The organism is Oerskovia turbata (assembly GCF_000718325.1).
Taxonomy (GTDB): Bacteria; Actinomycetota; Actinomycetes; order Actinomycetales; family Cellulomonadaceae; genus Oerskovia; species Oerskovia turbata.
The window spans coordinates 173,893-188,784 of record NZ_JOFV01000001.1; the positions used below are offsets into that span (position 1 = coordinate 173,893).

Annotated in this window: 13 protein-coding genes; 11 read left to right on the top strand and 2 right to left on the bottom strand. The window is 71.2% G+C overall.

Annotated features, from left to right (window positions below; genetic code table 11):
* Nucleotides 1-156 precede the first annotated feature (156 nt).
* The 6 genes from lysS to IE95_RS0100820 all read left to right on the top strand — a co-directional run bounded on the left by lysS (nucleotide 157) and on the right by IE95_RS0100820 (nucleotide 5,905).
* Nucleotides 157-1,668, top strand: a complete 1,512-nt coding sequence (gene lysS, locus IE95_RS0100795; protein ID WP_030144063.1) for a lysine--tRNA ligase — start codon at nucleotides 157-159, stop codon at nucleotides 1,666-1,668.
* 125 nt (nucleotides 1,669-1,793) lie between these two features.
* Nucleotides 1,794-1,988: a hypothetical protein gene (locus IE95_RS0100800; protein WP_030144064.1), complete on the top strand. Its 195-nt coding sequence runs from the start codon at nucleotides 1,794-1,796 to the stop codon at nucleotides 1,986-1,988.
* Between the two features lie 91 nt (nucleotides 1,989-2,079).
* Entirely contained in the window at nucleotides 2,080-2,415 is a 336-nt protein-coding gene (locus IE95_RS0100805; protein WP_030144065.1) for a histone-like nucleoid-structuring protein Lsr2, read from the top strand.
* Nucleotides 2,416-2,519: 104 nt separating this feature from the next.
* The gene (locus IE95_RS0100810; protein WP_084689655.1) at nucleotides 2,520-3,677 is read left to right on the top strand and encodes a lactonase family protein; all 1,158 of its coding nucleotides are present in this window, start codon (nucleotides 2,520-2,522) and stop codon (nucleotides 3,675-3,677) included.
* Between the two features lie 29 nt (nucleotides 3,678-3,706).
* Nucleotides 3,707-4,942, top strand: a complete 1,236-nt coding sequence (gene mshA / locus IE95_RS0100815) for a D-inositol-3-phosphate glycosyltransferase (RefSeq protein WP_030144067.1) — start codon at nucleotides 3,707-3,709, stop codon at nucleotides 4,940-4,942.
* A 225-nt stretch (nucleotides 4,943-5,167) separates the two neighbouring features.
* A complete protein-coding gene (locus tag IE95_RS0100820) occupies nucleotides 5,168-5,905 on the top strand; it encodes a phosphoglyceromutase (RefSeq protein WP_030144068.1) in 738 nt (245 codons plus the stop codon).
* A 274-nt stretch (nucleotides 5,906-6,179) separates the two neighbouring features.
* Here IE95_RS0100820 and phoU read toward each other — a convergent pair whose 3' ends face one another.
* Entirely contained in the window at nucleotides 6,180-6,848 is a 669-nt protein-coding gene (gene phoU / locus IE95_RS0100825; RefSeq protein WP_030144069.1) for a phosphate signaling complex protein PhoU, read from the bottom strand.
* Between the two features lie 169 nt (nucleotides 6,849-7,017).
* On the opposite strand from phoU, the gene IE95_RS0100830 reads away from it, so the two are divergent.
* Complete coding sequence (locus IE95_RS0100830) at nucleotides 7,018-8,460, top strand: sensor histidine kinase (protein WP_084689656.1); 1,443 nt, start codon at nucleotides 7,018-7,020, stop codon at nucleotides 8,458-8,460.
* Nucleotides 8,457-9,158, top strand: coding sequence for a response regulator transcription factor (locus IE95_RS0100835; protein ID WP_030144071.1), 702 nt, complete (start codon nucleotides 8,457-8,459; stop codon nucleotides 9,156-9,158). The genes IE95_RS0100830 and IE95_RS0100835 overlap by 4 nt, the downstream gene beginning before the upstream one ends.
* 93 nt (nucleotides 9,159-9,251) lie before the next feature.
* Here the strand turns inward: IE95_RS0100835 and IE95_RS0100840 are convergent, their stop codons facing one another.
* The gene (locus IE95_RS0100840) at nucleotides 9,252-11,159 is read right to left on the bottom strand and encodes a BCCT family transporter (RefSeq protein WP_338068431.1); all 1,908 of its coding nucleotides are present in this window, start codon (nucleotides 11,157-11,159) and stop codon (nucleotides 9,252-9,254) included.
* Nucleotides 11,160-11,515: 356 nt separating this feature from the next.
* Between IE95_RS0100840 and pstS the strand changes: the two genes are divergently transcribed.
* From pstS to pstA, 3 genes are all read left to right on the top strand, one after another.
* A complete protein-coding gene (pstS, locus tag IE95_RS0100850) occupies nucleotides 11,516-12,652 on the top strand; it encodes a phosphate ABC transporter substrate-binding protein PstS (RefSeq protein ID WP_030144074.1) in 1,137 nt (378 codons plus the stop codon).
* A 134-nt stretch (nucleotides 12,653-12,786) separates the two neighbouring features.
* Nucleotides 12,787-13,770 (top strand): phosphate ABC transporter permease subunit PstC, encoded by a 984-nt coding sequence (gene pstC / locus IE95_RS0100855; RefSeq protein ID WP_030144075.1) that lies wholly within the window; start codon nucleotides 12,787-12,789, stop codon nucleotides 13,768-13,770.
* Nucleotides 13,770-14,858, top strand: a complete 1,089-nt coding sequence (gene pstA, locus IE95_RS0100860) for a phosphate ABC transporter permease PstA (RefSeq protein WP_030144076.1) — start codon at nucleotides 13,770-13,772, stop codon at nucleotides 14,856-14,858. The genes pstC and pstA overlap by 1 nt, the downstream gene beginning before the upstream one ends.
* The last annotated feature ends 34 nt before the right edge of the window (nucleotides 14,859-14,892 follow it).

Genomic DNA, 14,892 nt, shown 5'->3' on the forward strand with positions numbered 1-14,892 from the left:
TCAGCAACCGGATCGGCCCCGCCAGGCATGGCCGGCCCGACCGGGACGGCCGGCCACAGGGTCGGAACCCTCCCTGCCGGGCCCCGGTAGAATCGTCGCGTGACTTCCCCCGATCCCGCTGCTGCCGCCGTGCCCGCCGCCGATGCCGCTCCCGTCGTGAACCCCGCCCCGGCGGAGGTCGAGGAGACGGACGACCTCCCCGAGCAGCTGCGGGTCCGGCGCGAGAAGCGTGAGCGTCTCCTGGCGCAGGGTGAGGAGGCGTACCCGGTCTCGGTACCTCGTACGCACACGATCGCCCAGGTCCGTACGTCGTACGACCATCTCGAGAGCGGCCAGGAGACGGACGACGTCGTGGGGGTGGCGGGCCGTGTCGTGTACCTGCGGAACACGGGCAAGCTCTGCTTCGTGACGTTGCAGGACGGCGAGGGCAACCGCCTCCAGGTCATGCTGAGCCAGGCCGTGGTGGGCGAGGAGTCGCTCGCGGCGTTCAAGGCGGACGTGGATCTGGGTGACCACCTGTTCGCGCACGGCCGGGTCATCAGCTCGCGTCGCGGTGAGCTGAGCATCTTCGCGGACGAGTGGAGGATCGCCGCGAAGTCGTTGCGCCCGCTGCCTGTGCTGCACAAGGAGCTCGCGGAGGAGAGCCGTGTCCGTCAGCGCTACGTCGACCTGATCGCGCGGCCTGCGGCGCGGGACATGGTCCGTCTGCGCGCGGCGGTCGTGCGGTCGTTGCGCGAGAACTTCCACGAGCGTGGCTACCTCGAGGTCGAGACCCCGATGCTCCAGACCATCCACGGTGGTGCGGCGGCGCGTCCGTTCACGACGCACATGAATGCGTTCGACATGGAGCTGTACCTGCGGATCGCGCCGGAGCTGTTCCTCAAGCGTGCGGTCGTGGGTGGCGTGGAGCGGGTGTTCGAGATCAACCGCAACTTCCGCAACGAGGGTGCGGACTCGACGCACTCGCCGGAATTCGCGATGCTCGAGGCGTACGAGGCCTACGGTGATTACAACACCATGGCCGACCTGGCCCAGAACCTCGTCCAGCGTGCTGCTCAGGATGCTCTGGGAACGACGACGATCGAGCTTCCGGACGGCGAGCGGTACGAGCTCGGTGGTGAATGGGCGCAGCTCAAGATGTACGACTCGTTGTCGGCGGCGCTGGGGGAGGAGATCACCCCGGAAACGTCTGTGGAACACCTGTCCAAGATTGCCGACCGGCTCGAGATCTCGTACGACACGAAGCGTGTCGGCCACGGCAAGCTCGTCGAGGAGATCTGGGAGCACATGGTGGGCGACCACCTGTATGCCCCGACGTTCGTGCGCGACTTCCCGGTCGAGACCTCTCCTTTGACGCGTGATCACCGCACGGTCAAGGGGCAGGTCGAGAAGTGGGACCTCTACGTCCGTGGGTTCGAGCTCGCGACGGCCTATTCCGAGCTCGTCGACCCCGTGATCCAGCGTCAGCGTTTCGAGGCGCAGGCGGTCCTCGCGGCGGCGGGCGACGACGAGGCGATGCGCCTCGACGAGGACTTCCTCACAGCGATGGAGTACGCGATGCCGCCGTCGGGGGGCATGGGGATGGGACTCGACCGCCTCCTCATGGCGCTGACCGGTCACGGTATCCGCGAGACGATCCTCTTCCCGCTGGTCAAGCCCGCGCAGTGAACTCGCGGGCGGGTGACCGCCCGAGGTGCCCCAGGTGCAGTGCCGCGCGCCGCGTGGGACGCGTGCGGGGCGCAGGCCGACCGGTCGGCGCCCCGCACGCTTCCGGCGGTCGTAGACTGGCCCGCATGAGCGATTTCTGGCCGGCCGTCTATGCCCTGATCCCGTCGATCGGGGTCGGCATCCTCTTCTATTTCGCGATGCGCGCGATCATCCGTGCGGACCGTAACGAACGTCTCGCCATGGCCGAGCTCGACGCGCAGGCGGAGCGGGCGGAGGTCGCCGCACGGACCGCGGGTGATTCTTCGACGACTTCTGCCTAGCCGCGACACGCTCTTTGACTTTGACGTCATTCCCTCGTAATGGCACACTTCGAGATACCAGCATCAATTCTCGAAGACGCGAGGTAGCACAGTGGCACAGAAGGTCCAGGTAATTCTCGTCGACGACGTCGACGGCGGAGTGGCGGACGAGTCCGTGACGTTCGCTCTCGACGGCGTCTCCTACGAGATCGACCTCAGCTCGGCTCACGCCCAGGAATTGCGCGACGCTTTTGCGTCGTGGGTCGGTCACGCACGCAAGGTCACGCGCGGCGGTGCTCGCCCCGCAGCGCGCAAGGCGCGTTCTTCTGCAGCGGGCCCGTCGCGTGCGACGGAGATCCGTGAATGGGCGCGCGCGAACGGTCACACGGTCAGCGAGCGCGGTCGTATCTCGGCCGACGTCCAGCAGGCGTACGACGCGGCGCACTGATTCTTCGCTGTTTCTCGTCAGGGGCGTCCTGACCTGTTCTCCGTTCTGCGGAGGTCGGGTCGGGGCGCCCCTGAGGCGTGTCCGGGTGCTACTAGGCTCTGGTCATGACCTCCATCTCGACATCGTCCGTGGCTTCCGCTCCGGACTCGCGGACCCTCTGGCTCGGCACGTACCCCGACGGCGCGGCGCCCGGGAGCGGTGAGGGGATCTGGCGGTTGTCGGTCGACGCGTCGACGGGCGAGCTGGGTGATCCGGTGCTCGCGGCCGTGTCGCCGTCGCCGTCGTTCGTCGCGCTCGCCCCGGGTGGCGAGCGCCTGTACGCGGTGTCGGAGACCGAGCAGGGGACGGTCAGCGGCTTCGAGGTCACGCCGGACGGGGGGCTGGCGCCGTCGGGCACGGCGCTGAGTGGGGGCACGTACCCGTGCCACCTGGTCGCGACGGACGACGCCGTGCGGGTCGCGAACTACGGCGACGGCACGTTCGCGGTCCTCCCGCTCGACGCCTCGGGTGTCCCGACGGCACCTCTGCGCCTGGGGCACCGGGGTGCCGGGCCGGACGCGGCCCGTCAGGAGGGGCCGCACGCTCACTTCGTGGCGGAGGTCGCGGGGGAGCCGGTCGTGGTGGACCTGGGCACGGACGAGCTGCGCGCGTACCCGCGGTCTCTCGTGGACGTTCGCTCTCTGGCCGAGGGGCCCGACGGCGCCGGTCCGGCCCGTGTCGCGGCCACGTTCCCGGCGGGGGCCGGCCCGCGGCACCTCGCGGTCCTCGAGGACGGGCGCGGCGTGCCGGCCGCGCTCTTCGTCGCGACCGAGCTCGACGCGCGTGTGTACGTCCTGGTCCCGTCGAGCGAGGGTTCCTTCGAGGTGGCCGCCTCTGTCGAGGCCACGGCGGCACCGGTCCCCGTGGGCGGCCGCAACTACCCCTCGCACGTCGCGCTGAGCGAGGACGGATCGCGCCTGTTCGTCGCGATCCGTGGTGCGGACGTCCTGTCGACGTTCGCGGTCTCGCGGACGTCCGCGGGGCCCGACGGCGCCGCTCCTGTCCTCGAGCACCTCGCCGACTCCCCGCTCGGCGGGGCGTGGCCGCGGCACTTCGCGGTGCTGGCTCCTGCGGGCCAGGGCTCCCCCGAGGCTGATCTGGTCGTGGTGGCGAACCAGAACTCGTCGAACCTCACGGTCCTGCGGATCGACCGGGCGGACGGTGCGGGCACGCTCGTCGACGAGGTCGCGATCCCCGTCCCGGCCTGCGTCGTGGAGGCCTGAGCGCCGTGAAGGACTCGCCGCGCATCGCGATGCTCTCGGTGCACACCTCTCCGCTCGACCAGCCCGGCACGGGTGACGCGGGCGGCATGAACGTGTACATCACGGAGCTGTCGCGGGCGCTGGCGCGTCGCGGGGCGAAGGTCGAGATCTTCACGCGCGCGACGTCGTCGGCGCAGCCTCCGGTGGTCGAGGCCGAGGACGGCGTCCTGGTGCGCCACGTCGTGGCCGGTCCGTTCGAGGGGCTCGACAAGAACGACCTGCCCGGTCAGCTGTGCGCCTTCACGGCAGGGGTCCTGCGGGCCGAGGCGCGTCGGGACGCGGGCTGGTACGACGTGGTGCACACGCACTACTGGTTGTCGGGGCAGGCGGGCTGGCTCGCTGCCGACCGGTGGGACGTGCCGCTCGTGAACTCGATGCACACCATGGCTCGTGTGAAGAACGCGGCCCTCGCACCGGGGGACGCCCCGGAGCCGCTCGGCCGGATCATCGGCGAGGAGCAGGTCGTGGCGGAGGCCGACGCGCTCGTGGCGAGCACTCCCGAGGAGTTCAAGGACCTCGTCGAGGAGTACGGGGCGGACCCTGCAAAGGTGCACGTCGTGCCTCCGGGGGTCGATCTGGAGCTGTTCTCGCCGCCTGCCCGGGGTGAGACGAAGGAGTCGCTGCGGGCCGCGCTCGGGCTGCCCACGACGGGTCGGCTCGTGCTGTTCGCGGGTCGGGTCCAGCCGCTCAAGGCTCCGGACGTCCTGGTCCGGGCGCTCGGCGTCCTCGCGGACCACGACGAGCCGCTGCCGACGCTCGTGGTGCTCGGGGGGCCGAGCGGGCGGATGACGGCTGTGCGTGAGCTCGAGGCGCTGGCTTACCAGATGGGGGTCTCCGACCGGGTGATCGTGCGGCCCCCGGTGCCGCGCGACGAGCTCGTGCGTTACTACCGGGCCGCCGACGTCGTCGCGGTGCCGTCGCACAACGAGTCGTTCGGGCTGGTCGCGGCCGAGGCGCAGGCGTCGGGCACGCCCGTGGTGGCGGCGGCCGTGGGCGGGCTGCGGACGGTCGTCGAGGACGGCGTCTCCGGGATCCTGGTCGCCGACCACAACCCGTGGACCTGGTCGAGCACGTTGAGGGACCTCCTCGCTGACGATGCGCGCCGCGCGGAGCTCGCGGTGGGGGCTCGGCGCGTGAGCGAGCGCTACGGCTGGGACGCGACCGCGGAGGCCGTGCTCACGGTGTACGAGCAGGCGGCCGAGGCGCGGGCGCGCAGGCCGCGCTGAGGGGTGCTCGTGGGTTCCGGCGACGAGCGCAGGGGCGGGCGTCAGCCCCGACGCTCCAGGACGAGCACCGGGATCTCGCGGGCCGTGTAGTCGTGGTGCAACGCGTGGTGCGCGCGACCATTCCCGGGTCGTCCGTCGCCGAGGGATTCCCGTTCCGTAGATGTTCGGTGACCATTTCCCGGGACAGCGCTGCCACGGCCGCTGCGGTACGGGATGATGGTCACCATGACCTACACCCTCGTGCTGCTCCGCCACGGCGAGAGCGAATGGAATGCCAAGAACCTGTTCACCGGCTGGGTGGACGTCGCACTCTCGGAGAAGGGCGTCGAGGAGGCGAAGCGCGGCGGGAGCCTGCTGACGGACGCGGGAGTGCTTCCGGACGTCGTGCACACGTCGCTGCTGCGTCGCGCGATCACCACGGCGAACCTCGCCCTGGACTCCGCGGACCGTCACTGGATCCCGGTGAAGCGCTCGTGGCGCCTCAACGAGCGCCACTACGGTGCGCTCCAGGGCAAGGACAAGAAGCAGACGCTCGCCGAGTTCGGCGAGGAGCAGTTCATGCTGTGGCGTCGTTCGTACGACGTGCCGCCGCCCGCGATCGAGCTGGGCTCGGAGTTCTCGCAGGACACGGACCCGCGCTACGCGGACGCCCCGGTCGTGCAGACCGAGTGCCTCAAGGACGTGCTCGAGCGCGCCCTTCCCTACTGGGAGGGTGAGGTCGTCCCCGACCTCAAGGCGGGCAAGACGGTCCTCGTCGCGGCTCACGGCAACTCGCTGCGCGCGATCATCAAGCACCTGGACGGCATCTCGGACGAGGACATCGCGGGCCTCAACGTGCCCACGGGCATCCCGCTCGTCTACGAGCTGGACGAGAACCTCGTCCCCGTCGTCAAGGGTGGGAAGTACCTCGACCCGGCTGCTGCGGCGGACGCGATCGCCGCGGTCGCGAACCAGGGTCGCTGATCGTCCCGTCGCTCTGACGCGAACGCCCGACGGCGCCGCCCCCCTCGCGAGGGGAGCGGCGCCGTCGGGCGTTCGCGTGGGTGACGGGTGCCGTGCTGCTCGCACGGACCGCGCCCGGCCGACGGGCCGGCCCTTCGCCGCCAACATGCGGTTGACGCACCACGAGCATGCGGTTGGCGTCGAGAAACGCGTGATTCTCGACGCCAACCGCATGCTCGGCAGCGGGAGGGGGCCGGGTACCCGGGACCCGGGACCCGGGACTTCGGAGGGCTGGCTAGGCGCGTGCGGCCTGGCCGCGGTCGTCCGCGAAGTCGCCCGTGACGAGGTAGGTCACGCGCTTGGCGATCGACACGCCGTGGTCGCCGAACCGCTCGTAGTACCGGCCCACGAGGGTCACGTCGACCGTCTCCTGGGCGGTGCCGGTCCAGTCCGGTCCCAGAAGAGCGGCGAACGTGTCCTGGTGGAGGTGGTCCAGCAGGTCGTCGTCCCGCTCGACGTTGGCCGCGACCGTCAGGTCCCGGGTCGTGAGCAGGGTCGTGGTGCGACGCGCGACGCGGGTCGCGGCGTCGTGCATCTGGGAGAACGTCCCCTCCAGCAAGGGGTGGATCGCGTGCGCCGGGTAGCGGCCCCGCGCGACCTGGGCGACGTGCCGGGCGAGGTCGCCCATGCGCTCCAGGGTCGCGCTCATGCGCAGGGCGCTCACGACGACGCGCAGGTCCGTGGCGACGGGTTGCTGCTGCGCGAGCAGCAGCACGCACCGCTCGTCGAGCTCACGCTCCAGGGCGTCGATCGCGTGGTCCGACGCGATGACGGACTGCGCGAGCTGGAGGTCTGCGGTGAGCAGCGCCGTCCCGGCTCGACTGATGGCCGACTCGACCAGCCGACTCATCTCGGCGAGGTCGTCGCCGACCTGCTTGAGCTCGGCCTCGAAGATTTCCCGCATCGCTTCCCTTTCCTGGTGACCAGCAGAGTCCACCATGACAGGTGCGGTGAACGGGGAGATGAACGGTCAGGTGAACGCTGGGACGACGCCACGTGAACTCTTGGACACGCGTCGGCCTGCCGGGCCAAGCTGGTCGGGTCGCCCCGGGGGACGACCGTACGCTGGTGCCGTGGAAGGAATCCAGGAGGGCATCGGGCTGCTCGTCGCGGGAGTCATCGGGCTCCTCGTCGGCGTCTTCGCGACGCTCGCGTTCCGGTTCAGCGAGCGCACGCTGCGGCGCATGCCCGACGAGGAGGCGCCCGAGCTCGACGAGGGGCTGGTCCGTGTCCTCGCGGTGCTGCGCTCCGCGGCCGTCGTGCTCGACGCCGAGGGTGAGGTCGTGCGGGCCAGCCCGCCGGCCTACGCGCTGGGCGTGGTCCGTGGGGACGCGATCGTGCACGCCCCGATCCTCGACATGATCGAGGAGGTCCGGCGCGACGGCGTGATCCGCGACGAGGAGCTCGAGCTGCCGCGCGGGCCGGTCGGTCGCGGCATGGTCATGCTCCAGGTGCGCGTCGCGCAGGTCGGCCCCCACCACATCCTGGTGCTCGCGGAGGACCGGACCGAGGCACGTCGTGTCGACGCGATCCGCCGTGACTTCGTCGTCAACGTGTCGCACGAGCTCAAGACGCCCGTGGGCGCGCTCGCCCTGCTCGCCGAGACCGTCCAGGACGCCGCCGACGACCCCGTCGCGGTCCGCCGCTTCACGGGGCGCATGCAGCAGGAGGCGACGCGCCTGTCCGCGCTGGTGCAGGAGATCATCGAGCTCTCTCGCCTTCAGGTGGCCGGCGCCCTCCAGGCGGTCACGGCCGTGCCCGTGCGCGGGGTCGTGGAGGAGTCGGTCGACCGTGCCCGCACCAACGCCCAGGGCAAGGGCATCGTCCTGACCGTCGGCGGGGACCTCGATGCCGTGGTCTACGGGGACCACGCGCTGCTCGTGACCGCGGTCCGCAACCTGCTCGACAACGCGGTCGCCTACTCGGGGGAGAACACCCGCGTCGGTGTCGGGGTGAGCGTGGTCGGCGACCTCGTCGAGATCGCGGTCGTGGACCAGGGCATCGGGATCTCCGAGGGCGAGCAGCAGCGCGTGTTCGAGCGCTTCTACCGGGTCGACCCCGCACGCTCGCGCGACACCGGTGGGACGGGCCTGGGGCTCAGCATCGTCAAGCACATCGCGGCCGACCACGGTGGCGAGGTGACCATGTGGTCCGAGCCGGGGCGCGGGTCGACGTTCACGCTGCGCATCCCGGCGGCGAACCCGACCGCCGAGGGCTTCCGGAGCGGCACGGACCCCGACGGGCAGGACGTGGCAGAGCCGTCCGACGCGTCCGGCCCTGCGGGCGTCCGCCCCGCCGACACCGACGCCGCGGCTGAGCCCGACCGTCCGACGGACGCCGACGCCGACGCCGACGCCGACGCCGCGCACGCCGACCCGACCGGCGCCGGCGCTGCGGGCGTCCCGGCCGAGCCCGACGGCCCCACGAACCCCGGTCCGACGCCCACCCGGGCACAGGCCGCCCAGACAGCTCCCCATCCGGGCACGTCCCCCAGAACCAAGGAGGTGGGTGCGTGACGCGCATCCTGGTCGTCGAGGACGAGGAGTCGTACCGCGACCCTCTGACCTACCAGCTGGCCCGTGAGGGCTTCGACGTCGTCGAGGCGGCGACGGGGCCCGAGGCCCTGGCCGCGTACGACGCCGGGGGAGCGGACCTCGTGCTGCTCGACCTCATGCTCCCGGGGCTCAGCGGCACCGAGGTGTGCCGGGAGCTGCGCCAGCGCGGCAACGTGCCCGTCATCATGCTCACGGCCAAGGACTCGGAGATCGACAAGGTCGTGGGTCTCGAGCTCGGGGCCGACGACTACGTGACCAAGCCGTACTCGTTCCGCGAGCTCCTGGCGCGTGTCCGTGCGGTGCTGCGGCGCCAGGGCAGCGCCGAACCGGCCGCCGAGCCCGAGGTCGACGGGGCGCTCGAGGTCGGGCCCGTGCGGATGGACGTCGACCGGCACGTCGTCACGGTGCACGGCGAGCTCGTGTCGTTCCCGCTCAAGGAGTTCGAGCTGCTCGAGCTGCTGCTGCGCAACGCCGGACGCGTGCTGACGCGCGGCCAGCTGATCGACCGGGTGTGGGGTGCCGACTACGTGGGCGACACCAAGACGCTCGACGTGCACGTCAAGCGCATCCGCTCGAAGATCGAGCCGGACCCTGCGACGCCCCGCTACCTGCTCACGGTCCGTGGCCTGGGCTACAAGGTGGCCGACGGCGCCGCGTAGGCGGGGTGCGCGGGTGCACCTGCCGGGGAGCGGGGCCCGCAGCGGGTGACACGGGCGGCACCTCCGCCGGCCGCCGGCCGGGGCCCGCTCGTGTCAGGTGGGCGGCGGGCCTGCGGGCGGACCACTGGGCGGTCCGTCGGGCGGTGCGTCGCGGTCGCCGCGCCGCCGGGGCCGTCCGATGAGCGCACCTCGCCGCTCGGCGGGCGTCTTGGGAGGCTTCGGCGGTTTGGGGGGCTTGCGCCCGTCGCTGCCGTAGAGCTCGTCCCACTGCTCGGAGATGGACTCGGTGACGCGGCGCGTGACGTGCTGGGTGAGTGCGAGGCGCGCCTGTGCGCGTTCGGCGCGCAGGATCGCGGAGTGCTCCTCGCGCAGGGCGATCACTGTGGACAGGGCCATCCCGATCATCACGACCGAGAACGGCAGCGCGATGAGGATGGCAGCGGTCTGGAGCGCGCTGAGTCCACCCGAGATCAGGAGTGCGACCGCGAGGAGCCCGGACAGCACGGCCCACAGGATGCGGTTCCACACCGCGGGGTGCGGATCGCCGCCCGAGGTCAGCATCCCGACGACGAACGAGCCCGAGTCGGCGGACGTCACGAAGAACACTCCGATGACCGCGATCGCGAGGACCGTGAGGACGGCTCCGCCGGGCAGGTCGCCGAGGAGCTGGAAGAGCACGGTGTCGGTGTCGACGCTCCCGTCCGGGCCCACGAGCCCGCCGTCGCCGAAGATCTGCCGGTACAGCGCGGAGCCGCCGAAGACCGAGAACCACAGGAACGTCACGAGCGTGGGGACCAGGAGCGTGCCCATGACGAACTCGCGGATGGTGCGGCCGCGCGAGATGCGCGCGATGAAGACGCCCACGAACGGGGCCCAGGAGATCCACCAGCCCCAGTAGAAGATGGTCCATGCCGACTGCCACTCGAGGCCGGCGTCGCCCTGGAAGGCCGTGGTGTCGAACGTGAGACGGATGACGTTCTGCAGGTAGTACCCCATGGACTGCACGTAGTCGCGCAGCAGGAACAGCGTGGGGCCGACGACGAGCACCGTGAGGGCCAGGACGCCCGCGAGGATCATGTTGCCGTTGGACAGCCACTTCATGCCGCGTCCCAGGCCGGACGCGACCGAGAGCGTCGCGACGGCCGTGATCCCGACGATGAGCCCGATCTGGAGCGCGAGGCCCGGCTCGGCGACGTTCAGGTAGCCGAGGCCCGCCCCGATCTGCAGGACCCCGAAGCCGAGCGAGGTCGCGACGCCGAACACGGTGCCGAGCACCGCGAAGACGTCGACCAGGTCGCCGAGGCGCCCCTTGACCCGGTCGCCGAGCAGGGGTTCGAGGGCCCACCGGATCGAGACGGGCCGCCCCTTGCGGTGGATCGCGTAGGCGAGCGCGAGGCCTGCGACGACGTAGATCGCCCAGGCGTGCACGCCCCAGTGGAGGTAGCTCTGCCCCATCGCGGCCTGTGCGAGGGCCGCGGGCTCGCCCGTGACGCCGGGCTTGGGCGACGCGTAGTGCGTCAGCGGCTCGGCGGCTCCCCAGTACACGAGCCCGATCCCCATGCCGGTCGCGAACAGCATCGCGAACCATACGGGCAGCCGGAACAGCGGGGCCTCGTCGTCCTTGCCGAGCACGATGTCGCCGAAGCGGCTCAGCCCCATCCACAGCGCGAAGATGACGAACCCGGCCACGATGAGCACGTAGTACCAGCCGAACGCCCCGATCACGTCGGCCTGGAGCGTGTCCAGGACCGCGGTCGTCCCGTCGGTGAAGACCATCGCGAGGAGCACGAACAGCAGGATGAGCCCCGCGGCGGGGTAGAAGACGCGGGGGTACATGCGCCCGGGCGGGGCGGGCAGCACCGCCGTGCCCGACGACGTCGCGTCCTCGGGTGCGGGGGCGGCGCCGTCGGCGGCCGTGGCCTGGTCCGTGGTCGAGGCGGTCGTGGTGGCCTCCGGCTCGCCCTCGGCCGGGTGCGGCTGGCTCGTGCCGTCGTCTGTCACAGGGGTCCTCCTGACGTCCGTCGTGGTGCGGTCGTCGATCGACCTCGGATCGCCGGACCGTGGTGCGTCCCGGTGACCTGTTCCCACCAGACTTCCCGACGCGTACGGGCAGGGCAACCGCTGGCGTGCGCGCGGGGTGTGCTCTGCCTCACCGGGTCACGGGGAGGGGGCGGAGCGGTGGTGCCGACGGAGACCGCCGTCGGCCGACCGCCGCTCTGTCCACAGGCCGCAAGAGTCTGTGCACTGTTCATCCGTCGTTCACCCGGAGCACCGGAGCGCGTCACCCGGGCTGCTTAGCGTCGTTGTTGTCACCGGCGCTCGCTGGTGCCTCCGCGTTGACAGGATGGAAGAAGAGAGTGAAGCTCAGCCGATTCACCCGCGCAGGTTCCGCAGCAGCCGTCGGTGTGCTCGCGTTGACGTTGGCAGCGTGCGGCTCGAACAGCACCGACTCCGGTGGTGGCGCTGCCACCGACGGCGCAGAGAACGGCTCGACCGAGGACCTCACGGGAACGCTTGCCGGCGCGGGCGCCTCGTCCCAGGAGAAGGCCGTGGCCGGCTGGATCGCCGGCTTCGGTGACATCGCTCCGGGCGTGACCCTCAGCTACGACGCGGTGGGCTCGGGCGGTGGCCGGGAGCAGTTCCTGTCCGGCGCGACGCAGTTCGCCGGGTCGGACGCCGCGCTCAAGGAGGACGAGCTCGCGACCGCGACCGACCGCTGCTTCGGCGGCGAGGCCATCGAGGTCCCGCTCTACATCAGCCCCATCGCCGTGATCTACAACCTGCCCGGCCTCGACGCCGAGCACCTCAACCTCTCGGCCGCGACCCTCGCGAAGATCTTCAACCGCGAGATCACGACCTGGAACGACCCGGCGATCGCCGCGGAGAACGAGGGCGTGACCCTCCCCAGCACCGCGATCATCCCCGTCAACCGCTCGGACGAGTCCGGCACGACGGAGAACTTCACGGAGTACCTCGCGGACGCCTCGAACGGCGCCTGGCCGCACGAGGCCAGCGGTGACTGGCCGCTGTCCGGCGGACAGTCCGGCCAGGGCACGCAGGGCGTCGTCGACACGGTCACGGGTGCCGAGGGCGCCATCGGGTACGCCGACGCCTCGCGCGCCGGCGACCTGGGCACGGTCGCGATCAAGGTCGGCGAGGAGTACGTGCCGTTCTCGCCCGAGGCCGCGGCCAAGGTGGTCGACGCCTCGCCGCGCGCCGCGGACGCGACCGACAAGCGCCTGGTCGTCGAGATCGACCGCACCACGACCGAGCCCGGCGTCTACCCGCTGGTCCTCATCTCCTACTCGCTCGCGTGCGACACCTACGACAAGGCCGAGGACGCCGCCAACGTCAAGGCGTACCTGACCTACGTCGCCAGCGAGGAGGGCCAGGCCCGCGCGGCCGAGCCGTCCGTCGCCGGCTCCGCCCCGATCTCGGACGCGCTGCGCACCGAGGTCCAGGCTGCGCTCGACTCGATCAGCGTCAAGAGCTGACCGAACACCTGAACACGGTCACTCACCCAGGGGCGGGTCACGTCGAGGCACTGCGCCCGACGCGGCCCGCCACGGGTGCGTGACCACCGGAACGTCCGTCCCACCACCGCCGCACCTCAGTCATCGGAGCATCAGTGGCCGTCACCTCTCCTCCCTCCACCCGAGCCGGGCTCGAGTCCGAACCCACGGTCCCCGTGACCAAGGGCGGCCTGGCGGGCCGTCTCTTCGCGGGCCTGTCGACGGGTGCCGGGATCCTCATCCTGCTCGTCCTCGCCGCGGTGGCCGTGTTCCTCGTCATCGAGGCGTGGCCGGCCCTGACGGCGAGCCCCGAGGAGCTCCAGGAGATCTCCTGGTTCAAGGCGGACTCGCTGCTCGCCTACGTCGGGCCTCTGGTGTTCGGCACGCTCCTCGCCTCGATCCTGGCGCTCCTGATCGCCGTGCCGGTCTCGGTGGGCATCGCGCTGTTCATCTCGCACTACGCGCCCCGGCGTCTGGCGCAGGGCCTCGGCTACCTGATCGACCTCCTCGCGGCCATCCCGAGCGTCGTGTACGGCCTGTGGGGCGCGTTGTGGCTGCTCCCGATCCTCAACCCGTTCTTCACGTGGCTGAGCGGCACGCTCGGGTTCATCCCCTTGTTCGAGGGGTACCAGGCCCCCGCGAAGAACATCATGTCGGCCTCGATCGTCCTGGCCGTCATGATCCTGCCGATCATCACGGCGGTCTCGCGCGAGGTGTTCCTCCAGACCCCGGTCCTGCACGAGGAGGCCTCGCTCGCGCTGGGGGCGACCCGCTGGGAGATGGTCCGCATGGCCGTCCTGCCGTTCGGCCGCTCGGGCGTGATCAGCGCGTCGATGCTGGGCCTCGGGCGTGCGCTCGGCGAGACCATGGCCGTGCTCATGGTCATCTCGCCCGGGTTCCTCTACTCGCTGTTCCTGCTCAAGCCGGGCCAGCAGCAGACGATCGCCGCGAACATCGCCTCGAAGTTCCCTGAGGCCAGCGGCCTCGCGGTGAGCACCCTCATCGCGACGGGCCTCGCGCTGTTCGTCATCACGTTCGTCGTCAACATGATCGCGCGCTGGATCATCGCGCGCCGCAAGGACTTCTCGGGAGCGAACTGATGACGGCCACCGACCTCACCCCCACCACGCCCGCCGCCCCCGACGGCTCGGGCTCCCTCCAGCTCGTCCCGGCGCAGAAGCGCCTGCCCCGCTGGGCCCCCTGGGCCTTCGCCCTGGGCGGTGTCCTCGTCGCGTTCGCGGTCCTCGCGCTCGCCGGGAACCCGACCGTCGCGGGGGTGCTGGGCCTCGGCGCGGTGCTCTACGCCGTCGGGCTGACCGTGACCTCGCGGTTCGTCGAGGGCGCCCGCTGGGCCACCGACCGCCTCGCGACCACGCTCGTGACGTTCGCGTTCCTGCTCGCGCTGATCCCGCTCGTCTCGCTGCTGTGGATCGTGGTCTCGCGCGGCGCCGAGCTGTTCGGGGCGACGTTCCTGTCGACCGACATGGTCGGCGTCTACGGCGACATGACGAGCGGCGGGATCTGGCACGCGATCGTCGGGACGCTCCTCATCACGGGCGCGGCGACGCTCATCTCCGTGCCGATCGGCCTGCTCACCGCGATCTACCTCGTCGAGTACGGGCGCGGCCCCCTCGCCCGCTGGATCACGTTCCTCGTGGACGTCATGACGGGCATCCCGTCGATCGTCGCGGGCCTGTTCGCGTTCTCGCTGTTCACGCTGATCTTCGGCCCCGCGTACCGGGCCGGGATCATGGGCGCGGTCGCGCTGTCGCTGCTCATGACCCCGGTCGTGATCCGCTCGGTCGAGGAGATGCTGCGCCTGGTCCCCAACGAGCTGCGCGAGGCGTCCCTCGCGCTGGGTGTGCCCAAGTGGCTGACGATCGTCAAGGTCGTGCTGCGCACGTCGATCGCCGGGATCGTCACGGGCGTGATGCTCTCGATCGCCCGCGTGATCGGGGAGACCGCGCCGCTGCTCCTCACGGTCGGCCTCATCACCCAGGTGAACTGGGACCTGTTCGACGGCCGCATGGCGACCCTGCCGGTCTTCGCCTACCGCCAGTACGAGCAGGGCGGCGTCGGGATCGACCGGGCGTGGGCCGCGGCCCTGACCCTGATCCTGATCGTCATGCTGCTCAACCTGATCGCCCGGCTCGTCAGCCGCCTGTTCTCACCCAAGACCGCTCGCTGAACCGAGCCCACCAGCCTGTCCGGGCACCGCACCC

Coding starts and splice junctions, on each gene's coding strand:
- IE95_RS0100810 (WP_084689655.1), top strand. CDS start 2,520: ATGACCTCCATCTCGACATCGTCCGTGGCTTCCGCTCCGGACTCGCGG.
- IE95_RS0100820 (WP_030144068.1), top strand. CDS start 5,168: ATGACCTACACCCTCGTGCTGCTCCGCCACGGCGAGAGCGAATGGAAT.
- mshA (WP_030144067.1), top strand. CDS start 3,707: ATGCTCTCGGTGCACACCTCTCCGCTCGACCAGCCCGGCACGGGTGAC.
- phoU (WP_030144069.1), bottom strand. CDS start 6,848: ATGCGGGAAATCTTCGAGGCCGAGCTCAAGCAGGTCGGCGACGACCTC.
- pstA (WP_030144076.1), top strand. CDS start 13,770: ATGACGGCCACCGACCTCACCCCCACCACGCCCGCCGCCCCCGACGGC.
- IE95_RS0100800 (WP_030144064.1), top strand. CDS start 1,794: ATGAGCGATTTCTGGCCGGCCGTCTATGCCCTGATCCCGTCGATCGGG.